The 22,639-nt window shown below is 69.4% G+C and carries 22 protein-coding genes; 15 read left to right on the forward strand and 7 right to left on the reverse strand.

Going from position 1 to position 22,639, the window contains the following annotated elements:
- Positions 1-8 precede the first annotated feature (8 nt).
- On the reverse strand, positions 9-773 hold the full coding sequence (locus tag OH802_RS10215; RefSeq protein WP_406027525.1) for an SDR family NAD(P)-dependent oxidoreductase: 765 nt from the start codon (positions 771-773) through the stop codon (positions 9-11).
- A 190-nt stretch (positions 774-963) separates the two neighbouring features.
- Here OH802_RS10215 and OH802_RS10220 point away from each other — a divergent pair, with 190 nt between their 5' ends.
- Positions 964-1,614, forward strand: coding sequence for a L,D-transpeptidase (locus tag OH802_RS10220; RefSeq protein WP_406027527.1), 651 nt, complete (start codon positions 964-966; stop codon positions 1,612-1,614).
- Positions 1,615-1,620: 6 nt separating this feature from the next.
- On the opposite strand, the gene OH802_RS10225 is transcribed toward OH802_RS10220, so the two are convergent.
- Positions 1,621-3,087: a DEAD/DEAH box helicase gene (locus tag OH802_RS10225; RefSeq protein ID WP_406027529.1), complete on the reverse strand. Its 1,467-nt coding sequence runs from the start codon at positions 3,085-3,087 to the stop codon at positions 1,621-1,623.
- 169 nt (positions 3,088-3,256) lie between these two features.
- Between OH802_RS10225 and OH802_RS10230 the strand changes: the two genes are divergently transcribed.
- Both OH802_RS10230 and OH802_RS10235 read left to right on the forward strand, forming a co-directional pair.
- Complete coding sequence (locus tag OH802_RS10230; RefSeq protein ID WP_406027531.1) at positions 3,257-3,958, forward strand: ferritin-like fold-containing protein; 702 nt, start codon at positions 3,257-3,259, stop codon at positions 3,956-3,958.
- The gene (locus tag OH802_RS10235; RefSeq protein ID WP_406027533.1) at positions 3,948-5,009 is read left to right on the forward strand and encodes a C39 family peptidase; all 1,062 of its coding nucleotides are present in this window, start codon (positions 3,948-3,950) and stop codon (positions 5,007-5,009) included. Before OH802_RS10230 ends, OH802_RS10235 begins: the two co-directional genes overlap by 11 nt.
- A gap of 71 nt (positions 5,010-5,080) precedes the next feature.
- On the opposite strand, the gene OH802_RS10240 is transcribed toward OH802_RS10235, so the two are convergent.
- The 3 genes from OH802_RS10240 to OH802_RS10250 form a co-directional block, all read right to left on the reverse strand.
- Entirely contained in the window at positions 5,081-5,392 is a 312-nt protein-coding gene (locus tag OH802_RS10240; protein WP_406027535.1) for a hypothetical protein, read from the reverse strand.
- A 154-nt stretch (positions 5,393-5,546) separates the two neighbouring features.
- Positions 5,547-5,768, reverse strand: a complete 222-nt coding sequence (locus OH802_RS10245; protein WP_091052608.1) for a DUF3107 domain-containing protein — start codon at positions 5,766-5,768, stop codon at positions 5,547-5,549.
- Between the two features lie 98 nt (positions 5,769-5,866).
- Positions 5,867-6,499, reverse strand: a complete 633-nt coding sequence (locus tag OH802_RS10250) for a TetR/AcrR family transcriptional regulator (protein ID WP_328529078.1) — start codon at positions 6,497-6,499, stop codon at positions 5,867-5,869.
- A 127-nt stretch (positions 6,500-6,626) separates the two neighbouring features.
- On the opposite strand from OH802_RS10250, the gene moeZ reads away from it, so the two are divergent.
- The 11 genes from moeZ (at position 6,627) to OH802_RS10305 (ending at position 18,959) form a co-directional block, all read left to right on the forward strand.
- On the forward strand, positions 6,627-7,841 hold the full coding sequence (gene moeZ, locus OH802_RS10255; protein ID WP_406027538.1) for an adenylyltransferase/sulfurtransferase MoeZ: 1,215 nt from the start codon (positions 6,627-6,629) through the stop codon (positions 7,839-7,841).
- 155 nt (positions 7,842-7,996) lie between these two features.
- On the forward strand, positions 7,997-8,287 hold the full coding sequence (locus OH802_RS10260; protein ID WP_378838835.1) for a hypothetical protein: 291 nt from the start codon (positions 7,997-7,999) through the stop codon (positions 8,285-8,287).
- Between the two features lie 77 nt (positions 8,288-8,364).
- On the forward strand, positions 8,365-8,943 hold the full coding sequence (locus OH802_RS10265) for a class F sortase (RefSeq protein WP_406027540.1): 579 nt from the start codon (positions 8,365-8,367) through the stop codon (positions 8,941-8,943).
- A 60-nt stretch (positions 8,944-9,003) separates the two neighbouring features.
- A complete protein-coding gene (locus OH802_RS10270) occupies positions 9,004-9,873 on the forward strand; it encodes a hypothetical protein (protein ID WP_406027542.1) in 870 nt (289 codons plus the stop codon).
- 21 nt (positions 9,874-9,894) lie between these two features.
- Positions 9,895-10,215, forward strand: a complete 321-nt coding sequence (locus OH802_RS10275) for an MGMT family protein (protein WP_160027391.1) — start codon at positions 9,895-9,897, stop codon at positions 10,213-10,215.
- Positions 10,215-10,880, forward strand: coding sequence for a lysophospholipid acyltransferase family protein (locus OH802_RS10280; protein ID WP_406029272.1), 666 nt, complete (start codon positions 10,215-10,217; stop codon positions 10,878-10,880). The genes OH802_RS10275 and OH802_RS10280 overlap by 1 nt, the downstream gene beginning before the upstream one ends.
- Before the next feature lie 78 nt (positions 10,881-10,958).
- Positions 10,959-11,657: a hypothetical protein gene (locus OH802_RS10285; RefSeq protein ID WP_406027545.1), complete on the forward strand. Its 699-nt coding sequence runs from the start codon at positions 10,959-10,961 to the stop codon at positions 11,655-11,657.
- A complete protein-coding gene (locus OH802_RS10290; protein WP_406027547.1) occupies positions 11,638-12,081 on the forward strand; it encodes a cupin domain-containing protein in 444 nt (147 codons plus the stop codon). Before OH802_RS10285 ends, OH802_RS10290 begins: the two co-directional genes overlap by 20 nt.
- 3 nt (positions 12,082-12,084) lie before the next feature.
- The gene (locus tag OH802_RS10295) at positions 12,085-12,375 is read left to right on the forward strand and encodes a DUF1905 domain-containing protein (RefSeq protein ID WP_406027549.1); all 291 of its coding nucleotides are present in this window, start codon (positions 12,085-12,087) and stop codon (positions 12,373-12,375) included.
- A gap of 30 nt (positions 12,376-12,405) precedes the next feature.
- Positions 12,406-15,738 carry an ATP-dependent helicase gene (locus OH802_RS10300; protein ID WP_406027551.1) on the forward strand — a complete coding sequence of 1,111 codons (3,333 nt, stop codon included), beginning with the start codon at positions 12,406-12,408 and terminating at the stop codon, positions 15,736-15,738.
- The gene (locus OH802_RS10305) at positions 15,684-18,959 is read left to right on the forward strand and encodes a UvrD-helicase domain-containing protein (protein ID WP_406027552.1); all 3,276 of its coding nucleotides are present in this window, start codon (positions 15,684-15,686) and stop codon (positions 18,957-18,959) included. Before OH802_RS10300 ends, OH802_RS10305 begins: the two co-directional genes overlap by 55 nt.
- A gap of 653 nt (positions 18,960-19,612) precedes the next feature.
- Here the strand turns inward: OH802_RS10305 and OH802_RS10310 are convergent.
- Positions 19,613-21,406 carry a hypothetical protein gene (locus OH802_RS10310; protein WP_406027554.1) on the reverse strand — a complete coding sequence of 598 codons (1,794 nt, stop codon included), beginning with the start codon at positions 21,404-21,406 and terminating at the stop codon, positions 19,613-19,615.
- A gap of 37 nt (positions 21,407-21,443) precedes the next feature.
- Here OH802_RS10310 and nudC point away from each other — a divergent pair, with 37 nt between their 5' ends.
- Positions 21,444-22,355: an NAD(+) diphosphatase gene (nudC, locus tag OH802_RS10315; RefSeq protein ID WP_406027556.1), complete on the forward strand. Its 912-nt coding sequence runs from the start codon at positions 21,444-21,446 to the stop codon at positions 22,353-22,355.
- Positions 22,356-22,361: 6 nt separating this feature from the next.
- Here the strand turns inward: nudC and OH802_RS10320 are convergent, their stop codons facing one another.
- Positions 22,362-22,607: a mycoredoxin gene (locus OH802_RS10320; protein ID WP_406027558.1), complete on the reverse strand. Its 246-nt coding sequence runs from the start codon at positions 22,605-22,607 to the stop codon at positions 22,362-22,364.
- Positions 22,608-22,639: the final 32 nt, after the last annotated feature.

Here is a 22,639-nt window from a genome sequence, read left to right on the forward strand (position 1 = left end):
GCGCCGGCCTACTTGCGGCCCAGCGACTGGAACTTCTGTAGTACGCCGGACGGGACCACCCGCGCCATGGTGGCCAGGACCTTGTAGCGCTTGCTCGGGATCGAGAAGGTCTTGTCGGCGTCGTAGTCGTCGAGAGCCTCGCGGACCAGGTCGTTGACGTCGAGCCACATCCAGGAGGGGGCCGAGTCGTAGCCGGAGCCGAGGCGCTCGTGGAACTCGGTCTTGGTGAACCCCGGCAGCAGGGCCATCACCTTGACGCCCTGGCCGGCGTACTCGTTGTGGGCCCACTCCGTGAAGGAGTTGATCCACGCCTTGGCGGCCGAGTAGGTGCCGCGGGGGAGGTAGGAGGCGACGGAGCCGACGTTGATGATGCCGCCGTGACCACGGGCCACCTGGGCGCCCAGCGCGGCGTGGGAGAGGCGCAGCGGGGCGATGACGAGCACCTCCGCCATCGCGGTCTCCTCGTCGGCGGTGTTGTCGAGGAAGCGGTGCTTGAGGCCGTGACCGGCGTTGTTGACCAGCAGGTCGACCGGGTGGTCGGCGTCGGCCAGGCGGGCCTCGACCTTGGCCAGATCGGCGCCGTCGGTCAGATCGGCGCGGAGCACCTCGACACCGATGCCGTGAGCGTCCGCCAGGTTCTTGGCGACGCCGTTGAGGCGCTCCTCGTCACGGGCGACGAGGACGAGGTCGTGTCCGCGGGCGGCGAGCTGCTGGGCGAAGGCGAGTCCGATGCCGGCGGTTGCGCCGGTGACCAGGGAGGTGGGGTTCGACATGGGGCAATCCTGCCACCACCGGTCGCGGGGGAGATCCAGGCGCCGGGCCGTCGGTTCACACGCGGAATCACGGTTTCTGTCTGTCGTGTGACAGTTGACTTGCGGTGATACGTGTTTGGATGATGTTCGACGTGGATTTCGTAGGGGGACTCGGGCGCGTGATGGAGAAGTGAGCCGCACTGCGCGCCACATGAGATCTCGGCCTCTCCGGCGCACCAAGATGCTCTTCGCCGCGTCCTTGCTGACGTCGGCCGGTCTGTATGTCGGGATGGAGGTCATCGCCGAGCCGGTGGCCAACGGCCGGCCCAGCATGGCCGACAGCGGGATGAAGCTGGGCGCAGACAGCGGCGGGGCCCGCACCCCGGTCTGGCCGCACGACAGCCAGCGTGAGGCCGCGATCGACCGTCACATCGACGCGCGGACCGCCGCCGCGGAGAAGGTGCTTCCGGACGACTCCGGCACCGGTCGCCGGGCGGTCTTCTCGATCAGCCGCCAGCGGGTCTGGATCGTCTCCGCGGCCGACCGGACGCGGCGTACCTATCCGGTCTCAGGCAGCATCTACGACAACCTCGAGCCCGGCAACTACAAGGTCTTCTCCCGCTCCGAGCACGCGAGGGGGATCGACGACTCGGGCCGGATGAAGTGGTTCGTACGCTTCACCAAGGGCCCCCGCGCCGCGATCGGCTTCCACAACATCCCGGTGGACAAGGGCAAGCGCGTGCAGACCCGCGCCCAGCTCGGCACCCCGCTGTCGCACGGGTGCATCCGCCAGGCCGAGCCGGACGCGAAGGCGATGTGGCGCTTCGCGCGGCTCGGCACCAAGGTGGTCGTGATCCCTTAGGCAGGCTCAGGCGTCGGCCTTGGGCGCGGAACCGCCCGACGAACGGCGGCGCCGGCGGCGACGGGGAGCGGAGCCCTCGGACTTGGCCTCGCCGTCGGCGGGCTTCGTCGACTCAGCGGACTCGGCGGCGGCCGGAGCGGCAGACTTGTCGACGACCTGGCCGCCGCGCGAACGGGTGCGCTGACGGTCGCGGTTGCGGGGAGCGCGCTCGCGCTTCTCGCCGTCCTTGTCGGAGTCCTTGTCCTTGGGCTTCGCGGGCGCGGCGGCCTTGATCCGGCCCTTGGTGCCCTTCGGGATGCCCATGTCGTGGAGGAAGTGCTCCGAGGAGGAGTAGGTCTCCTGCGGCTCGTCGAAGGGAAGGTCGAGAGCCTTGTTGATCATCTTCCACTTGTGGAGATCGGCCCAGTCGACGAACGTGACCGCGACACCGGAGGCGCCGGCGCGGCCGGTGCGGCCGATGCGGTGGACGTAGGTCTTCTCGTCGTCGGGGGTCGTGTAGTTGACCACGTGGGAGACGCCGGTGACGTCGATGCCGCGGGCGGCGACGTCGGTGGCCACCAGGACCTCGACCTTGCCGTCACGGAACTTCTGCATCACCCGCTCGCGGGCGGCCTGCTGCATGTCGCCGTGCAGGGGAGAAGCCGGGAAGCCGCGCTCGGCGAGGTCGTCGGCCACGCGCTGTGCCTGCCGCTTGGTGCGGGCGAAGACGACGACCTTGTCGTGGTCCTCGCACTGCAGCAGGCGGCCGATCATCTCGGGCTTGTCGAGGTCGTGGGCCTGGTAGACGAACTGCGCGGTGGCGGGCACGGTCTCGCGCTCGCTCGCGGACTCGGCGCGGATGTTCATCGGGTGGCGCATGTAGGAGCGCGCCAGCGCCACGATCGCACCCGGCATGGTGGCCGAGAAGAGCAGCGTCTGGCGGGTCTCCGGGGTGAGGGTGACGAGCTTCTCCACGTCGGGCAGGAACCCGAGGTCGAGCATCTCGTCGGCCTCGTCGAGGACGAGGGCGTGCACGTGGGAGAGGTCGAGGACCTTCCGGTTGGCCAGGTCGATCAGGCGGCCGGGGGTGCCGACCACGATGTCGACGCCCTTCTCCAGCGCGTCGAGCTGGGGGTCGTAGCCGGCGCCGCCGTAGACGGTCAGCACGCGGAGGCCGCGGTCCTCGGAGATCAGCGAGATCTCGGCCGAGACCTGCATGGCCAGCTCGCGGGTCGGAGCCACGATCAGAGCCTGCGGCTTGCCCTGCGGAAGGTCGATGTAGTCGCGGTCCTTGGGGGACACGCTGCGCTGCACCACCGGGATGCCGAAGGCCAGCGTCTTGCCGGAGCCGGTGCGGGCCTGGCCGATCAGGTCGGTGCCCTGCAGGGCGACCGAGAGGGTCATCTCCTGGATGGCGAAGGGGGTGGTGATGCCTTTGCGCTCGAGGGGAGCGCAGATCTCGGGATGAACCCCGAGCTCCTTGAACGTTGTCATGATTCGTCGCTACTCGCTTGTCTCATCGAATGCGGCGAGCGACTCACGGGTGTCTCGAGCTTGAGCGAGTGCCACGCCGCGCACATACGGGAACCAGACCACCGCGATATGAAGTGCATTACAGCGGCGCTGGGTCGGTCAAAAGGCATTCTATCGGTAGGGTTCTCCCGTGGTTGCATCGTCAGAGTTCACGGGCCCTCAGGATCCGTTCGGTGATCCTGTTTACAAGGCTGCCGTCATCGACCTTCTCGGGGCGGTCGCCTATGGCGAGGTCTCGGCTGTCGAGCGGCTGACCGACGACGCCAAGATGGCGCCCTCATTGGAAGACAAGACGGCTCTGCTCGCGATGGCGGCCGCTCAGCACGCCAAGATCCAGCCGGTCCTCGACCGGCTGGCGGAGCTCGGCACCGACCCGTACGCGGCCATGGAACCGCTGCGTGAGGGGTTCGACGAGTTCCACATCCACACCAAGCCCGCGGACTGGTGGGAGTCGCTGGTCAAGGCGTACGTCGGTGACGGGCTCGCCAACGACTTCTACCGCGAGGTCGCCGGCTTCCTCGACGAGGACACCCACAAGCTCGTGGTCACCACCCTCGAGGACGCCGGGCGGGCCGACTTCATCGTCGACCGGGTGCGGGCCGGCATCGAGGCCGATCACCTCATCGGCGGACGCCTGGCGCTGTGGGGCCGTCGCCTCATGGGCGAGGCGATCACCCAGGCGCAGCAGGTCGCGGCCACCCGTGAGGGGCTCAGCGAGCTGATCGCCGGTGGCCACCTCCCCGGTCTCGACCTCGGCACCATCGGCGAGATGCTCACCCGGCTCACCCAGCGTCACGTCGAGCGAATGGGCAAGCTCGGGCTTGAGCACTGACATCCGCTGGACCGGCTGGGCAGGGACGCAGATCGTCCCCGAAGCCGGTGTGTGGACGTCTCCCGAGGTCAGTCCCGGGTTCTGCTTCGACGAGCTGGTCGCCTCCTGGAACGTGGTGACCCCGCCCGGGACTTGGGTGGAGGTCGCGGCTCAGGTGGTCGCCGAGACGGGGGAGCGGAGCGGCTGGCTGACGCTGGCTCGCTGGTCCTCGGACCCAGCCTTCACATCCACGTCCGTCGCCGGTCAGGACGACCCGGTCGCGGTCGCGTCCGACGACACCATCCTGGGGCGGGGCGGGCGCAGGTTCACGGAGTTCTCGTTGCGGCTGAGCCTGCACGGCCCCGCCGGGAGCCTGCCGCAGGCGAGCCTGCTCGGGGCGATGGTCTCGGCCGATGCCCGGGGCTCAGCGCCGGCCCCGGGGGCCGTGCCTCGCGGGGCGGTGGTGGGTGGCGTACCCGCCTATTCGCAGCAGCTCCACCGCGACCGCTATCCGCACTGGGACGGTGGCGGGCAGTCCTGGTGCAGTGCTGCCTCGACCGCGATGATCGCCGACTTCTGGGGCGCCGGGCCGACGCCTGCCGAGACGGCCTGGGTGGACTACGAGACTCCCGACCCGCAGGTGCCCTTCACCGTCCGGGAGGTCTACGACGAGTCCTTCGGTGGCGCAGGCAACTGGGCCTTCAACACCGCCTATGCGGGCGCCCGGGGGCTGGTCGCGTACGTCACCAGGCTCCGCTCCTTCGCCGAGGCCGCCCGGTTCCTCGAGGCCGGGATCCCGCTCGTGCTGGCCGTCTCGCACCAGGCCGGCGAGCTGACCGGCGCCGGGTACGTCACCAACGGTCATCTGCTCGTGCTGACCGGCTTCGACGAGGCTGGCGACCCAGTCGTCCACGACCCCGCCTCCCACAGGATCGTCAGCGACGCGGAGGTGCGGGCGACGTACGACATCGGCGAGCTCGACCGTGCCTGGGCACGCTCCGGGCGGATCGTCTACGTCATCCGGCCCTCGGACGTGGTCCCGCCGGAGCCGCCGGCGCAGCCCAACTGGTGAAGCCGGCTGCAACAACAGAAGCGGTCCCACCCCACAGGGGCGGGACCGCTTCGAAGTGACCTGGACGAGACTCAGGCCTTGGACTTTCCGGTGACACCGGAGGCGATGACCACCAGAACGGCAGCGATCACGACCTGCCAGATGTGACGCCACCAGTCAATGCCGTTGGTTGCGTTGTCCCACGTAGCCGCATGGCCGTCGAACGGCCCGTTGTTCTGGCCGAAGACGAACCAGTAGACGAAACTGCCGATCAGCATGCCGCCGATACCGCAGACAATCGTCAGCCAGAACGGAATGTTGTCCTTATCGCCCGGCGCGAAGAACTTGCCGAGGGCACCAATGATGACGCCGCCGATGAGGGTGACGAGGATCGTAGAGATCATGCCTTTTCCCTTCAGGTTGTGAGTGGCGCCATGAATGCGCCCATCGTTTGATATTGCACCTGTTGGGACTGGAATGCACGGACAACATGGCTCAAACTCGGAAGTTCGTCACCGGAATCAGGGCCATCCCTGAGTAGTGCAGCCCGGAGTGGGTTCAGCCGGCGAATCCGACCTTGCCGACCTTGGCCGGGCCGATCTCGATATAGGCGAGCTTCTCGGTCGGGACGATGACCTTGCGGCCCTTGCTGTCGGTCAAAGCGAGCACAGCGCCGCCGCCGAGGGCGTCGGCGATGAGCTTCTCCACCGATTCGCTGGACTCCTCGGTCTCTACGACGAGCTCACGGGCGGCCTGCTGGACGCCGATCTTGACCTCCACGGGTCCTCCTTGCGATGGGTCGATCAATGCTCCGGAATCCTCTCACACGGACCGTGAGGAACCCCGCTGTTGCGCTACGAGCGGAACTTCGAGTGGATTCAGTCGGTCTTGGGATAGCCGCCGATGCCGCGCCAGGCGAGCCCGGCGACGAGACGCGCCGCGTCGGCCTGGGAGAGCTCGCCGTTGTTGTGGAGCCAGTAGCGAGCGCTGACCTGGATCTGTCCGACCAGACCCACGGCGAGCAGGTGGGAGGCGGTGGGAGCGAAGCCGGTGTCCTCGGCGATCACCTCGGCGATGACCTCGGCGCACTCGTTGGTGACCCGGTCGACCTGCTCGCGTACGGCGGGGTCGTTGGTCAGGTCGGACTCGAAGACGAGCCGGAAGGCGCCGGACTCGGAGGCCACGTAGTCGTAGAAGACCTCGACGGTGCGGGCCACGCGTTCCTTGTTCTCGTCGGTCGACGCCAGGGCCTCCCGGCAGCGGTCGATGATCTCGTTCGCGGACTTCTCCAGCAAGGCGAGATAGAGATCGAGCTTGCCTGGGAAGTGCTGGTAGAGAACGGGCTTCGAGACCCCTGCCCTCTCGGCGATGTCGTCCATCGCGGCGGCGTGGAAGCCGTAGGCGACGAAGACCTCGAGAGCGGAGTCGAGAAGCTGGGCTCGTCGTTCCGTCCGGGGCAGTCGGGCCCCTCGCGGTCGAGTGGGGTCGAGCTCGGATTGGTGCGTGGTCACCCCAGCAGCCTACCCGCTGGTACTCGGATCGCGGGACGCGTCGTTGTCTCGTCCACGGATGAGGGAACATGGAGATGTGCCTGCGGTGTTCAAGTAGGCATACGTACGCCCGAACTGAGGAGCAGTTGTGTCCCTAGCCCCGCTCGTGGAGCCCGCTGACGAGCTGACGATCGACGAGGTGCGCCGTTACAGCCGCCACCTCATCATCCCCGACGTCGGCATGGCCGGGCAGAAGCGCCTGAAGAACGCCAAGGTGCTGGTCATCGGCGCCGGCGGTCTCGGCTCGCCCGCCCTGCTCTACCTGGCCGCGGCCGGCGTCGGCACCCTCGGCATCGTCGAGTTCGACGAGGTCGACGAGTCCAACCTGCAGCGCCAGATCATCCACAAGCAGTCGACGGTGGGCCAGCCGAAGGCCGAATCCGCCGCCGCGGCGATCAAGGAGGTCAACCCGTACGTCAACATCGTGCTGCACGACGTGCGGCTCGACAACGACAACGTGCGCGAGATCTTCACCGGCTACGACCTGATCGTCGACGGCACCGACAACTTCGCGACCCGCTACATGGTCAACGACGCGGCGTACTTCCTGGGCATCCCGTACGTCTGGGGCTCGATCTACCGCTTCGACGGACAGGCTTCGGTGTTCGCGCCGACCCTGACCGACGACGCCCCGTGCTACCGCTGCCTCTACCCGGAGCCCCCGCCCCCGGGCATGGTCCCCTCCTGCGCCGAGGGCGGCGTGCTGGGCGTCCTCTGCGCCTCGATCGGCTCGATCCAGGTCAACGAGGCCATCAAGATGCTGACCGGCATCGGTGAGCCGCTGGTCGGCAAGCTGATGATCTATGACGCACTCGAGATGGAGTACCGCAAGCTGAAGGTCCGCAAGGACCCCAACTGCGCGCTGTGCGGCGAGAACCCGACGGTCACCGACCTCATCGACTACGACGCCTTCTGCGGTGCGATCTCCACCGAGGCGGCCGACGCCGCTGCCGGCTCGACCATCTCGGTCAACCAGCTCTCCGAGATGATCAAGGAGCGCGAGGAGGGCAGCCGCGACTTCGTCCTCGTCGACGTGCGCGAGCCGAACGAGTACGAGATCAACAAGATCCCCGGCGCCGTCCTGATCCCCAAGGGCGAGTTCCTCAACGGCAACGCGATCCCGCAGGTCGCCGAGCTCACCGGCGATGGTGCCAAGCCGCTCGTGTTCCACTGCAAGAGCGGCGTACGCAGCGCCGAGGTGCTCGCGATCGCCAAGGGCGCCGGCTACTCGGACGCGGTCCACGTCGGCGGTGGCGTGGTGGCATGGGTCAACCAGATCGACCCGTCGCAGCCCTCGTACTGAATCAACACAGTCTGAGCATTACTGAACTGTTGGCCAGCGGTGGCTCCTCTGGGGCCGCCGCTGGCTTTATCTGTACGTGGAGATACCGATAGTTTTGCGATCGCAGCTGCGGGGGGCGGAGTTGCATCAATGCCCGAACCTCGGAGGATTCGACGTTGTCCACACGCGCTCGTCTCAGCGCGACGCTCGCCGGTGCCACCCTGGCCGGCGGACTGTTTCTCGGTGCCCCTGCCAACGCGAGCGACCAGGCCCCGGAGCCGGCCTCCGGCGCGGCCGTAGGCTCTGCGATCGACCCGGAGAGGCTGGAGTCGAACGTCGCGGACCCGACCCGCGGCGTACCTCCGTCCTATGTCTTCGCCGGGGTCGGTGCGCTGCTGATGGGGGCAGGGGCCGGAATGGCCATCCGTCGCAGACGAGCTGAGGCTGTGGCACGCTCGGCAGAGTGAGCAACGGCTATCACCCCCACGAGCCTCCCCGACGACCCAGGCAACCCAACCTGAGGACTTTCCTCGGGGAGATCTTCGTGGTCGTCCTCGTGGTCGCCGTGGCCGTGCTCGGCTATGCCGCCTACGACTACTACACCAAGCTCGACGACGCGAAGAAGAGCAACGCGACCCCGCCTGGGACGACCTCCTCGATCCCGGCCGAGGCGCTGGCGAAGGTGCCGAAGAAGAAGGGCAAGGTACGCGGCGTCTCGATCGAGTCGCTCAACGTGCACGCCGACGTGGTGCCGCTGGCCATGGAGGACGGCACGCTCACCCCGCCCGCCGACGCCTCGCTCATGGGCTGGTGGAAGGGCGGCGCGAAGCCGGGGGCGGATGACGGCACGGTGCTGATCGTCGGCCACACCCTGCACAACGGCGGCGGCATCCTCGACCGGCTGGGCGAGGTGAACGAGGGCGACGAGATCGTCGTGCGGACCAAGAACGACGAGTTCAACTACACCGTCCGGTCGGTGCGGGACCTCTCCAAGGAGCAGGTCGCCAAGCGCAGCAAGAGGCTCTTCGACACCGACGGCGAGCCGAAGCTTGTCGTGGTGACGTGCGACGACTGGGACGGCACCTCGTTCCAGGGCAACACCGTGGTGGTGGCCGTCCCGTAACCCAGGGCCGTCGAGGCTCGTTACTTGTGAGTCACATCACCTACAGACCGAGGCCCCCACATGCTCCGCACACGCCGTTCCGTACGCCGCGCCGCAGCCGTCGCCGCCGGCACCCTGACCGCCGCGCTCGTCCCGGCCCTGATCCCGTCCCCGGCCCACGCCTGGGCCCCTGCCGACACGGCCACCATCACCCCGGGCGTGATGATGTACACCGATGGTGCCCAGTGCACCGCCAACTTCGTCTTCGCCGACTCCGCCTCGAACGTCTACGTCGGCTACGCCGCCCACTGTGCGGGTCTCGGTGAGGCCACCGACACCAACGGCTGCGCCGCCAAGTCGCTCCCGCTGGGCACCGAGGTGACCTTCAACGAGGGCGGCTCGCTGCTGAGCGAGGGCACCGTCCTGGGGAAGGGGAAGCTGGCGTATTCCTCCTGGCAGACCATGCAGAAGTCGGGCACCAAGGACGAGAACACCTGCGCCTACAACGACTTCGCCCTGGTCAAGGTCAACGCCGCCGACGCCGGCAAGGTCAACCCGAGCGTGCCGATCTGGGGCGGTCCGACGGGCATCGACACCGACGGCACCGTGGCCGGCGACAAGGTCTACTCCTACGGCAACTCCTCGCTGCGCGCCGACGTCGACCTGCTCTCGCCGAAGATCGGCCTCTCGCTCGGTGACAGCGTCAACGGCACCCGCTGGTCGCACCCGCTCTACAACCTCACCCCCGGCATCCCCGGAGACTCCGGCTCCGGCTTCCTGAACGCAGACGGCAAGGCGGTCGGGGCTCTGTCGACCCTGGGCCTGCTGCCGCTCGCCGGGTCCAACAACATCGGTGACATGGACCTCGAGCTGAAGTACGCCCAGGCGAACTCGGGCATCTCCGGTCTGCGTCTGGTCCAGGGCACGGAGCCGTTCAGCCCCATCCTGTGACACCGCGCTAATGTGCCCGGCATGACGGACCGGGAGGCGTACGTAGAAGCCGTTCTGCGTCTTGTCGAGCAGATCCCACGCGGGCAGGTGACGACGTACGGCGCGATCGCCGATGCCCTCTTCGACGAGTTCGGAGGCGGGCCTCGGCAGGTCGGCTCGGTGATGGCGCGCGAGGGCGCGGGGATGCCGTGGTGGCGGGTGGTGCGGGCCGATGGCTCGCTCCCCGCCTCCCACGGTGAGGAGGCGCGGCAGGCCTATCTCGAGGAGGGCACCCCGCGCCGCGTCTCGGGGGCGGTGGACCTGCGCGCGGCGATGTGGCTGCCGCCTACGATGAGCACGTGATGTATCGCGTCCTCCACGCCGTCGTGCCACCCCTTCTACGGGCCGTCTGGCGCCCCACGGTGACGGGGGCAGAGAACGTCCCGCGCACCGGTGGCGTGCTCCTGGCCAGCAACCACCTCAGCTTCGCCGACTCGATCGTGATCCCGTCGGTCACGCCCCGGCCGGTGCACTTCCTGGCCAAGTCGGACTACTTCACCGGCACCGGGCTCAAGGGCGCTGCCCAGAGGGCGTGGTTCGAGGGCATGGGGATGCTGCCCGTGGACCGCGACGACCCGCAGGCCGCGCTCGGCTCGCTGGAGGTGGCCCTGGAGGTCCTCAACAAGGGTGAGGCGTTCGGGATCTACCCGGAGGGCACCCGGTCGCGCGACGGCCGGCTCTACCGCGGACGCACCGGGGTGGCCCACCTGGCGCTGACCGCCGGCGTGCCCGTGGTGCCGGTGGGCCTGCGGGGGACCGCGGAGCTCCAGCCGGTGGGGTCGAGCCTGCCGCGGCTGGCGAAGGTCACGGTCGAGTTCGGGCAGCCGATCCAGGTGGCCGGCCGCTTCGACGGCGTACCTCTCGGCAAGGCCCGCCGAGCCCTCACCGACGAGGTCATGGAGGCGATCGCCGCGCTGAGCGGCCAGGACGTGGCCGGGATCTACAACGAGCGGCCCGCCGACGTCTGATCGCCCGTTTGCCTGTTGCGCGGGGGCGAGAACGGGCGCATTCTGGAGGGTGGATCCCTATCAGCCGAGGTGAGGCAGATGGCCACCACGACCGTGTTGCAGGACGAGCTGCGACGCAAGCACGACGAGCTCGCTGGGCGCCTGGCCCACGCTCGGAGCATCATCGCCAGGCCGGAGCAGACCCGCCGGGGCTGCCCGCCGATCGACCAGTTCAACGCCGGTACGTCCCGCCACCTGCACGCGGTGGACGAGGCGCTGCTGCCGGCGGTCTCCGCTCACTGCGAAGGCGGAGCAGGTCTGGTCCATGACTACCTCCCCATGGCGCGGCATCTGGAGGTGCTGCTCTTCCACGTGAAGGCGCACGAGTACGGCTCCACCTGGGAGACCACCCACGGGTGGCCGACGCTGTGGGGCGAGGTCGAGGAGGCGCTCATCGACCAGGAGGAGAGGGAGGGCGAGCTGGTCTCGCGCCTCGCCGAGGAAGCCTCCGACGACGAGCTTCTCCTGATCGCGGAGCGGATGGCCGCGGCCGAGCGGAGGGCACCTTCGCGTCCGCATCCCCACCTGCCGCACACGGGTCTGCCCGGCAAGGTCGTGCGCCGCTTGGCCCGCCCCGTCGACGCCGTCTGGGACGCGGTCGAGAGCCGCTCGGTCGGTGGTCCCAAGCCGGTGCCGCACAAGAAGCCGGGACTGATCTGGCAGTACCTGCTCGGCGACCCGCGCTTCCCCGACGACCCGGCCAACGAGACCCGGCACAATGAGCCGGGTGACCGCTGACTCCATCACCTCCGCTCTTGACCTCGCGCCGCATCCGGAAGGCGGGGCGTTCCGGCAGACCTGGGCTGCTGCCGAGACCGTCACCCTGCCCGACGGGCGGGTGCGTCCGACCGCGACCTTGATCTACTTCCGGCTCCTGGCCGGGGAGTCGTCCGCGTGGCACCGCGTCACCTCGGACGAGATCTGGCTGGCGCACACCGGCGTCGTGTCGCTCCAGTTCGGCGGCGCCGGTTCGGCGCCGGTCGAGGGGGAGACCGTGCTCGTCGGGGTGGACGTCGCCGCCGGCCAGGTGCCGCAGGCGGTCGTGCCGGCGGGGGTGTGGCAGCGTACGGTCCCCTCGGCCGAGGACGCGCTCGTCTCCTGCGTGGTCTCACCAGGGTTCGACTTCGACGACTTCGAGCTTGCCCCGGGCATTGCGGAGTAGGAGATGGAGTACGCGTTCGAAGGAGCCGTCATCGAGTGGCGCGGGCCGGCGCCGTTCTACTACGTGCCCATGCCCGTCCAGGACGCCGAGGACCTCAAGGAGGACGCCCGGGGTCTGGAGTACTGGGGCCAGGTCGCCGTCACCGCCACCATCGGCGCGACCACGTTCACCACCGCGCTCTTCCCCAAGGACGGCACCTATCTGCTGCCGTTGAAGGTAGTCGTCCGGAAGGCGGAGGGGATAGATCTCGACGACGTCGTGGCTGTCCGGATGCGACTGGGGCATGACGCCTGAGTGTCGGTGCTCTCTGGTTGGGTGGGACCTGTGAGCGTCGCCTACCGCCTTGCCCCGCCGCCGAGTGCTGCCGCTGTGCCGGTGCTCGACGAGCACCAGCGGTCGGTCGTGGAGCATCCGGGCGGACCGCTGCTCGTGCTGGCCGGACCAGGGACCGGCAAGACGACCACGCTGGTGGAGGCGGTGGTCGACCGGATCGAGAACCGCGGCGTACGTCCTGACCAGCTGCTGGCGCTGACCTTCTCCCGCAAGGCCGCCGAGCAGCTGCGCGACCGGGTGACCGCGCGGTTGGGCCGGACGCTGTCCGGGGCGGTCTCCTCGACCTTCCACTCCTTCGCCTACGGGCTGGTGCGCCGCTACGCACCGGCCGAGCTCTACGCCGCCCCGCTGACGCTGCTCTCCGCGCCGGAGGCCGACGTGGTGCTGCAGGAACTGCTGGCCGACCACCCCGAGTCGGTGAGGTGGCCGGAACGGTTCCGGATGGCGATCGGCACCCGCGGGTTCGCGCGTGAGGTGCAGACCGTGATCGCGCGGGCGCGCGAACGCGGGCTCGACCCCGACCAGCTGGTGGCGCTCGGCCGGGAGGAGGGCATCGAGGAGTTCGTCGCGGCCGGGTGGTTCCTGGAGCAGTATCTCGACGTGCTCGGTGCGCAGTCGGCCATCGACTACCCCGATCTGATCATGCGCGGCGTGATCGAGGCCGAGCGGCATGCGGCCGAGCTCCGGGCCGAGTTCGCCTGCGTGTTCGTGGACGAGTACCAGGACACCGACCCGAGTCAGGTCGCGCTGCTGCAGGCGCTGGCCGGTGACGGACGCGACCTGATCGTGGTGGGCGACCCCGACCAGTCGATCTACGGGTTCCGGGGCGCGGACGTCAACGGGATCCTCGACTTCCCCTCGCAGTTCCTGACCCGGGAGCGCCGGCACGCGCCGGTGGTGGCGCTGGGGACGACCCGTCGGTTCGGGTCGCGGCTGCTGCGGGCGTCGCGGTCGATCGCGGCGGGGATCTCGGTGCGCGGCTCGATCCCGGCCGCGGCCTACGACACCTTCCGCAACCCGCATCCACTGGCCCAGGACCCCGGCCGGGCCGAGGTGCTCACCTTCGACACCGACCGCGCCGAGACCGAGCACATCGCCGACCTGCTCCGGCGCGCGCATCTCGAGGACGGCATCGACTGGTCCGAAATGGCCGTCCTGGTGCGCTCGGGCCGCACCTCGATCCCGCAGCTGCGCCGGTCGCTGACCGCCGCCGGCGTACCGGTCGAGGTCGCCGCCGACGAGACCCCGCTGGTCCGCGAGCCCGCTGCCGCGGTCCTCCTCGACGCGCTCGGGATCGTCGTCGACGCCGATGTCGAGTCGGACCTCGACGAGCGCTACGTACGCCCCGATCGCTGCGAGGAGCTGCTCACCGGTCCTCTCGGCGGCCTCGACGCCACCGACGTCCGCGCCCTCACCCGCACCCTGCGGGCACGGTTTCCCGACGTCGCCGCACACGATCTCGTACGTCGCGCCGTGCTCGATCCGTCGCTGCTGGTCGCCGCCGCTGGTCGAGCCGCGAGCGCCAGCGAGCGTGTCGAGACCAACACGGTCCCATCGAGCGCCGAAGCGGAGCGTGTTGGTCTCGACACGGATTCGTTCGTACCTCACGAATCCGGCTCGACCAGCGGGGGCGAGGAAAGGGTGCTGGGGCGGGTACGCCGGCTCGCGGCCCTTCTCGCCGAAGCTCGGGCCGCGCTCAAGGAGGGCGCCGGCGCGGAGCAGGTGCTGTGGACGCTGTGGGACGGTGCCGAGTGGGGGCAGCGGCTGCGGGCGCAGGTCGAGTCGGGGGGTGCGGCGGCCCGGCTGGCCCACCGTGACCTGGACGCCGTCGTGGCGCTCTTCGACACCGCCGCCAAGATCGAGGGCCGCCAGGAGTTCACCTCGGTGGAGACGTTCCTGGCCACGCTCCGCGCCCAGGAGATCCCGGCCGACACCCTGGCCGACAAGGGGGTGCGCGGCTCGGCGGTGCGGCTGCTCACCGCCCACCGCTCCAAGGGGCTGGAGTGGGGTCTCGTGGTCGTCGCCCACGTCCAGGAGGGCGCCTGGCCCGACCTACGCCGGCGCGACTCGCTCCTCGGCCCCGACCGGATCGCCCCGGCGCTGCCGGACGGCCGTCACGGCGGGCTGCTGCCGCCACTGACCCGCTCGGCGATGCTCGCCGAGGAGCGCAGGCTCTTCTACGTCGCCGCCACCCGCGCCCGGTCCCGGCTGGTCGTGACCGCGGTGAAGTCGCCCGACGACGACGGTGACCAGCCCTCGCGGTTCATCAACGAGCTCGGCCTGCGCGAGGACCAGATCCGTCACCGCGTCGGCCGGCCGACGCGACCGCTGTCGCTGGCCGGTCTGGTCGCCGAGCTGCGCCGCACCGCCGCGGATCCGGCCCAGCCCGACGCGCTGCGCGAGGCGGCCGCGAGAAGGCTGCAGAAGCTGGCCGCCACCGAGGTGCGCGGCAAGCGGATCGCGCTCGCGGCCGACCCGTCGACCTGGTGGGGGCTGCGGGCCCCGACGTACGCCTCGGCCGCGGTGCGTCCCGAAGACCGTCCGATCACGCTGAGCGCGTCGGCGCTGGAAGCGATCCTGACCTGCCCCGCGCAGTGGTTCCTGGCCCGCGAAGCGGGCGGGGCCGTCACCGACTCCTCGAGCCAGGGGTTCGGCAAGGTCGTGCACGCGATCGCCGAGCAGCTCGCCCGCGGCGACCTCGACGCCGCCACCGTCGAGGACCTGATGCCGTTCGTGGACGAGGTCTGGGGCCGCCTCGAGTTCCGTACGCCCTGGTCCGCTGCCCGCGAGCGCGAGGCGGTCCAGGACGTGCTGGCGCGGTTCCTGACCTGGCACCGTCGCCCCGGTGCGCGGACCGTGATCGGGTTCGAGGAGCAGCTGACCGCGAAGGTCTCGCTGCCCAGCGGGGAGACGGTGCGCCTGAACGGGTATGCCGACCGCCTGGAGCTCGACGAGAGCGGCCGGATCGTCGTCGTCGACCTGAAGACCGGGAAGTATCCGCCCACCGCGCAGGAGGTCAAGGAGCACGGCCAGCTCGGCCTCTACCAGTTGGCCGTCGAGCACGGCGCCGCGTCCGAGCTCGCGCCTGGGGCGACCTCCGGGGGAGCGGAGCTGATCCAGCTGCGCCATCCCGCGGGTTCGGGGAGCGAGCTGCCGAAGGTGCAGGTGCAGGCACCCGAGCCGCCCGAGATCATCACCCAGCTGGAGAAGGCGGTGGCGACGGTGCGCGCAGAGGAGTTCGTGGCCAGGCCAGGCAAGCAGTGCGACCGGTGCCAGTTCGTCGCGCTCTGCCCGGCGCAGACCTCGGGATCGGTGCTGTCATGAACCCGGCGATGAAGGTCGAGACCCCCGAAGAGCTCGCCAAGCTGATGGGCCACGACTGGCTCTACAGCGAGGAGCAGTTCCGCGCGATCACGGCTCCGCTGGAGCCGGCCGTGGTGATCGCCGGCGCCGGATCCGGCAAGACCGCGGTGATGGCCGCTCGAGTCGTCTGGCTGGTCGCCACCGGCCGCGTACTTCCTGGGGAGGTTCTCGGTCTGACCTTCACCACGAAGGCGACCGCCGAGCTGGCCACCAGGATCCGGGAGTCGCTGCAGAAGGCGGGGCTGTGGCCCGAGCGGCGCGAGGGTCCGCCGCGGCCCGGTGAGGAGGATGACGAGCCCACCGAGCCGACGGTCGCGACCTACCACTCCTACGCTTCCGGCCTGCTCTCCGAGCACGGGCTGCGGATCGGCCACGAGCCCGACACCCGGCTGATCGCCGACGCGACCCGCTACCAGCTCGCGGCTCGAGCCGTGGCCCGGCACACCCACCCCGTGGAGAAACTGACCGACTATCCGAAGCTGGCCGTCCAGCAGCTGCTCGCGCTCGACTCCGAGCTCTCCGAGCACCTCGTCGACCCCGCCACGCTGCGGGCCTACGACCGCAACGAGCGGTCGCTGTTCGCGCTGGAGGTGGCCGACCTCAACGCCCAGCTGGCCGACGGGAAACGGGTCAAGACCAAGCTGACCAAGGTCGAGAAGGCGATCGACGCGATCGACAAGCGCTATGAGCTGCTCGACCTGGTCGACGGCTACCGGCGGCTCAAGGACCGGCTCGGGCTGATGGACTTCTCCGACCAGATCGCGCTGGCCGCCCGACTGGCCATGGAGACGCCCGAGGTCGGTGAGATCGAGCGCGGGAAGTTCAAGGTCGTGCTGCTCGACGAATACCAGGACACCTCGGTCGCCCAGGCACAGATGCTCGCCCGCCTCTTCGGCGACGGACATCCCGTCACCGCCGTCGGCGACCCCAACCAGGCGATCTACGGCTGGCGCGGCGCCTCGGTGAGCAACATCCTCGAGTTCGGCCGCGACTTCCCGACGAAGGACGGACGCCGCCCCGCCTACTCCCTGACCGTCAACCGCCGCTCCGACGCGCGCATCCTCGACACCGCCAACCATCTGGCCGCCCAGCTCTACGAGGGCCGCGAGAAGGAGCGCCTGGTCGCCGCCGATGGCGCGCGCGTCGGTGAGGTTCAGGTGCATGTCCACGAGACGTACGACGATGAGCTGCTCTGGCTCGCCGACAAGGTGATCGAGGCCCATGAGGCGGTCGGGGAGTGGAAGGAGATCGGCGTCCTGACCAGGGACAACTCGCAGGCGGCAGCGGTCTTCGACGCCCTTACCGCTCGCGAGATCCCGGTCGAGATCGTCGGCCTGAAGGGGCTTCTCCGGCTGCCCGAGGTGGCCGAGGTCGTGGCCACCATGGAGTTGCTCCACGACGTCACCGCCAACGCTGCGCTGCTCACGCTGCTCGCCGGTCCGCGCTGGGCAATCGGGCCGCGCGACCTGGCCATCCTGGGCCGGCGCTCCCGCGACCTGGCCGGCGTCATCGGCGGCGCGGAGGAGTTCGCCGACATCGAGCGGCAGCTGGAGGCGGCGGTCGAGGGCACCGACCCCACCGAGATCCCCTCGCTCAACGACGCCCTGGAGGATCCCGGCGACCCCTCCGACTACGACTACTCGCTGCAGGCCAGGGAGCGGTTCAAGCTCCTCGCCGATGAGCTCCGCGGGCTGCGCCGCGCGGTCAACGAGCCACTCCTCGACCTGGTCCGGCGGATCATCGACGTCACCGGCATCGACGTCGAGCTGGCCGCCTCGGTCTCGCCGGCAGCCTCGGCCAGGCGCGACAACCTCGACCTCTTCGTCCAGGCGGTCGCCGACTTCGAGGGTCTCGACGGCCAGGTCACCCTCGCGGCGCTGCTGGCCTACCTGGAGGCGGAGGACGAATACGGCCAGGGTCTCGATGTCGCCACGCCCTCGGAGGCCGACTCGGTCAAGCTGCTCACCGTCCACCGAGCCAAGGGGCTGGAGTGGGACGTCGTCTTCCTGGTCGGAGTCACCCACAAGAAGTTCCCCACCGGCCAGACGCGCTCGTCGTGGCTGACCGTCCCCTCGGTCATGCCCGCCGCGCTCCGCGGCGACCGCGCCGATCTGCCGCAGCTCCAGGGCCATGACGCCGACTCGATCGACGAGCTCCTCGCAGAGCGCAAGGAGCACGAGCGCGTCGAGGAGCTCCGGCTGGCGTACGTCGCCTGGACCCGCGCCCGCCACATCCAGTTCGTCTCGTGCTGGCGCTGGTCACCATCGCTGAAGGAGGGGCGTGGGCCGTCGGTCTATGTGGAGAAGACCCGCGAGGCGCTGCTCCAGTGGGGAGCCAAGCCCGACCGGTGGGCCGAGGTCGTCGTGAAGGGCGAGGAGGAGAGTCCCTACGCCGCGCAGGAGGTCGACCTGCCCTGGCCGATCAACCACCACACCCCCGAGGTGGAGCGCCGTCTGGAGGCGGCGAGGCTGGTCCGGGAGGTGGGCCCGGGGCCCGACGATCTCGATGACCTCACCCTGCTCGAGACGGTGAACCAGTGGGACGAGGAGATCGAGCGGCTGCTCACCGAGGCGGAGCGCGAGCGCGCTCCAGAGGTGGTCGTACCGCTGCCCTCGTCGCTGTCGGCCACCGCCATGTCGAAGCTGCGCGACGACCCGCTCGGCTTCGCCGCCGACCTGGTCCGCCCGATGCCCCGCAAGCCGTCCTCTCAGGCCCGCTTCGGCACCCGGTTCCACGCCTGGGTCGAGGCCCGCTTCGGCCAGCAGGACCTCTTCGACCCCGACGACCTGCCCGGTCGCGCCGACCACGGCATCGAGGACGAGTCCGGTCTCGAGGAGGTCATCGCCGCCTTCGAACAGGGCCCGTTCGCCGACCGTCCGCCGTACCGGGTCGAGGCAGCCTTCGCGATCGTCCTGGCAGGCCAAGTCGTACGCGGCCGGATCGACGCCGTCTATCAGGAGCCCGACGGGAGCTTCCTGATCATCGACTGGAAGACCAACCAGACCCAGAACGCCGACCCGCTCCAGCTGGCCCTCTATCGGCTTGGGTGGGCTGAGCTGATGGGGGTGCCGTTGTCGCGGGTTCGGGCTGCGTTCTATTACGTACGGTCTGGTCGGCTTGTCGAGCCTTCTGCTCTTCCTGGTCGGGAGGAGTTGGAGCGGATCGTGGGCGGGGATCGGTAGCGCCTTCTTTTCGGTGCGCGTTTGGGTGCCGTTATTTGTGGTTGGGGTTTGCCGCCGACCCTTTCGGGGAGGGTGTTCTCGGCGTCGCCCGGAGTAAAGGACGGCCTTCGGCCGCCGGCTGCGCCGGTCGCCTGCGGCGATCCTTGACACCGGTCGTCGCCGAGAATTTTGGCTGGCTATCGGGTCGGCGGCAGGGGTTTGGCGCGGGGGTTTGGGTTGGGCACGGGCTTGGGGATTCTGGTTGGTGTTTCGTCCCGGTCAGCCGGGCAGGGGTGGGAGGCGAACGAATTTTCGTTCGCCTCCAGATGCTGTCTCGGCTGGGGAGGGGTTGGCGGGGTGAAAGAAATTTTTCTTTCACCCCGGAGACCCCATGCCTGGCGCAGGCGTGGAGCGGTCACCTTCCGTGGGTGAGTGTGCCGTGGCCACACCCGGGCCGCCGCCCCGATAGCCAGCCAAATCTTTTCTCGATCTGGTCCGGAGTCCAGGACCGCGAAGCGGCCGGCGAAGCCGGCGCCCGAAGGGCGTCCTTGACGCCGGTCCAGATCGAGAAGACCCTCCAAGAACGGGTCGGCGGCCCAGCCCAGCCACAGAAATCGGTCCCATCCAAACGCCAGACCGAGACCAACTGAACCGACCAGGCGAGCAGCCCGAAGCTACTTCACCGTCCGCGCAACCTCCGGCAACTCACCCGACTCACGCAACGAGTCGAGCAGATCGCCAGGAAGGATCCAGACGGTGGCATACGGGAACGGGCGCTCGCGCAGCATCACCGCGCCGGTGACGAACGCCGGCTCGCCGGAGGGGCAGGAGAAGACGATGTCGTCGCCCCACTCCCACTCGCGCTCGACGATGGTGGGCAGCATCCACCACATCAGCCAGTTGCGCTCGGAGTTCATGGCCGAGGGGCGGCGGGGGCAGTTGTCGTCGTAGGCGACGACCGCGTCGGGGTGCTCGGCGAGGATCGAGCGCAGGTCGTCGACGACCGGGGTGGCGTGGTCGAAGCGGTCGTGGAACTTGTCGGAGGCCACGTCGGCGACGGCAGATCCGGCGGTGCCCACGACGAGGACGAGCGCGGTGACGACGACCGAGCGCACCCGAACAGAGATCCGAGGGCTGAGCCGGGAGAGCACGGCTAGGAGCGTCCAGATCGCCAGCGGCACCAGGGCGCACAGGGTCGCGATCAGCCAGAAGCGGTTGTCGTTGGTGAACGACGGAATCGGCCCCGGCTGCGGGAACTCTCCGTCCGGAAGCGCCCACCACCACGGGATCGCGCCGGGGATGTGCGCCGGAGTGGTGTAGGCCCAGGTGGGTGCGTCGGGGGCGACCACGAGGATGGTCACCAGCGAGATCCCGGCGACGATCACCCAGGTCCAGACGAGGACCGCCCGGGAGCGTACGGCCTGGATCGCCGCGCACACCCCGGCCAGCACGAGCACCGCGAAGACCGGGTCGATGTAGCGGCCGTAGATCCAGTAGTCGAAGCGGCGCCACTCCATGGTGAACAGCGAGTACTCGTTGCCCCAGTTCAAGCAACTGAGGACGTACATCGACCCGGCCGCGATCAGCACGAACCCGGCCTGCCCCACCTGGCGCGAGCGGAGTTCCTTCCAGAACAGCGCGGTCACCACGACTAGGCCGACGACCACGAGGCCGAAGCTGCCGATCATCTGCGTCCAGGCCTCGCCGGCGAAGGTGTCGACCCAGTACCGCGGGTTGGCCTGGGTGACCTTCTCGAAGAAGCCCTGCGCCTGGATGAACTTCCACGGCACCAGCTGCGCGTGGAACCAGAGCGCGGCCTTGTTGGCGACGACTGCGAGCACGCCGGTGGCGACCAGTCCGACGAGGGCGATCTGCCACCTGCGTACAAGAAAGAAGATCAACCACAGCGCGACCGCCGCGACGAAGACCTGCATCCGGGCATGGGAGAAGAGCGCGAGCCCGGTGAGCAGGCTGAGCAGGAGTACGCCGCGGTAGGTCGGTTTCTCCCAGAGTTGGAACGCGACCAGGGTCGCCAGGACGACGAGCAGCGTGACCAGCCGCTCGGAGAGGATGTAGTCGGCCTGGATCGCGCGCGGCGGCAGGGCCATCACGATGGCGCCGGCGACCACACCCTGCGCCGGTGTGACCCCGCTGAGCCGCACCGCGACCCGAGCCAGCGGCCAGATCGTGACCATGCTGATCACCAGACCGACGACGATCGCCAGCTGGTAGAACGTGAAGACGTTGGACGTGACCAGCCACAACGGCGCCAGCAGCACGCCCCACCCGGGGTAGTAGCCGGGGGTGTTCAGCTGCGGCGAGTCGAGCCCGAGGACGGTCCGTCCATGGATGACGGTGCCGATCTCGTCGTACATGAACGAGAGGCTGGAACCCCAGGCGATGTAGACGTTGATCGCCAGAGCGACCACGACGGAGACGACAGCGGCGATACGCCAGAACCGATCCACGCCGCGGAACTTATACCCACCTCATAGGCTCTGACGGGTGGACTCCCCGAAGCTGCCCATCCATCTGCGAATCATTCAGGATCCCCACGACCGCTCCGGCCACCTGCGCGCCGACGACGGCTGGGTCGACAAGGCTTGGTCGGACGAGACCACGAGGGTCCTCGTGGTCGCCGGCAACAGGGTCGAGCCGTCAGGCAGGACCGGGGTGAGGTGGCGTACGCCGGCGGATTCGCCGGAGGGCATCCGGCTGCTCCTCGGCGACACCGCCGAAGGTGCCCGGTTCGCGGTGCTCACCGGTCGCGAGGAGGCCGGCGAGACGTGGCGTGATCTGCGCGGGCTCTTCCCCGCGCTGCTCGCCGACACGACCGAGGCGAGCTTCCTGATGCACGCGATCGGACTGGCCGAGTGGCACCGGGCGACCCGGTTCTGCTCCCGGTGCGGCCGCGCCCTCGAACCGCGCGCGGCCGGTCACGAGCTGGCCTGCGCGGAGGGACACGTGACCTTCCCGCGTACCGACCCGGCGGTGATCATGCTGGTGACGTCGGGGGAGCCCGGGAGCGACGAGGAGCGTTGCCTGCTCGGCAACCACACTCGCTGGCCGGCGCCCAACTTCTCCACCCTCGCCGGCTTCGTCGAGCCGGGGGAGTCGCTCGAGGACGCGGTCCGTCGCGAGGTTGCCGAGGAGGTCGGCGTACGTGTCGGGCAGGTCGACTACTTCGGCAACCAGCCCTGGCCGCTGCCGGCCAGCCTGATGCTCGGCTTCTTCGCGCGTGCCTCGTCGACCGAGATCACGGTCGACGAGGACGAGATCCGCGAGGCGCGCTGGTTCACCCGCGCGGAGCTCGCAGCGGTCGCGGAGAGCGGTGAGATCAAGCTGCCCAGCGGCATCTCGATCAGCCGCTCGCTGGTCGAGGAGTGGTACGGCGGGGAGCTGCCCGGCTCGTGGTGACCGGCGTCAGACCAGCTCGGCGAGCTTCGCCTTGACCTGGGCGATCGACGGGTTGGTCATCGCGGTGCCGTCAGGGTAGACGAGGGTCGGGACGGTCTGGTTGCCGCCGTTGACCTGCTCGACGATCTGCGCGGCCTCCGGGACCTGCTCGATGTCGACCTCGTCGAAGGTGATGTCTTCACGGCCGAGCTGACCCTTGAGTCGCTGGCAGTATCCACACCAGGGTGTGGTGTACATCGTGAAGCTGCTCATCGGGGGCTCTCCTCATCAGAACTGTCGGTGCG

It is taken from the genome of Nocardioides sp. NBC_00850, assembly GCF_045207335.1.
In the GTDB taxonomy this organism is placed as follows: domain Bacteria; phylum Actinomycetota; class Actinomycetes; order Propionibacteriales; family Nocardioidaceae; genus Nocardioides.

Bases quoted from the DNA above. Each gene is read 5' to 3' on its own strand.
- OH802_RS10220 (WP_406027527.1), top strand. From the start codon at position 964: ATGAGATCTCGGCCTCTCCGGCGCACCAAGATGCTCTTCGCCGCGTCC.
- OH802_RS10270 (WP_406027542.1), top strand. From the start codon at position 9,004: ATGCTCCGCACACGCCGTTCCGTACGCCGCGCCGCAGCCGTCGCCGCC.
- OH802_RS10295 (WP_406027549.1), top strand. From the start codon at position 12,085: ATGGAGTACGCGTTCGAAGGAGCCGTCATCGAGTGGCGCGGGCCGGCG.
- OH802_RS10285 (WP_406027545.1), top strand. From the start codon at position 10,959: ATGGCCACCACGACCGTGTTGCAGGACGAGCTGCGACGCAAGCACGAC.
- OH802_RS10290 (WP_406027547.1), top strand. From the start codon at position 11,638: ATGAGCCGGGTGACCGCTGACTCCATCACCTCCGCTCTTGACCTCGCG.
- OH802_RS10275 (WP_160027391.1), top strand. From the start codon at position 9,895: ATGACGGACCGGGAGGCGTACGTAGAAGCCGTTCTGCGTCTTGTCGAG.
- OH802_RS10215 (WP_406027525.1), bottom strand. From the start codon at position 773: ATGTCGAACCCCACCTCCCTGGTCACCGGCGCAACCGCCGGCATCGGA.
- OH802_RS10240 (WP_406027535.1), bottom strand. From the start codon at position 5,392: ATGATCTCTACGATCCTCGTCACCCTCATCGGCGGCGTCATCATTGGT.
- OH802_RS10320 (WP_406027558.1), bottom strand. From the start codon at position 22,607: ATGAGCAGCTTCACGATGTACACCACACCCTGGTGTGGATACTGCCAG.
- OH802_RS10225 (WP_406027529.1), bottom strand. From the start codon at position 3,087: ATGACAACGTTCAAGGAGCTCGGGGTTCATCCCGAGATCTGCGCTCCC.
- OH802_RS10280 (WP_406029272.1), top strand. From the start codon at position 10,215: ATGTATCGCGTCCTCCACGCCGTCGTGCCACCCCTTCTACGGGCCGTC.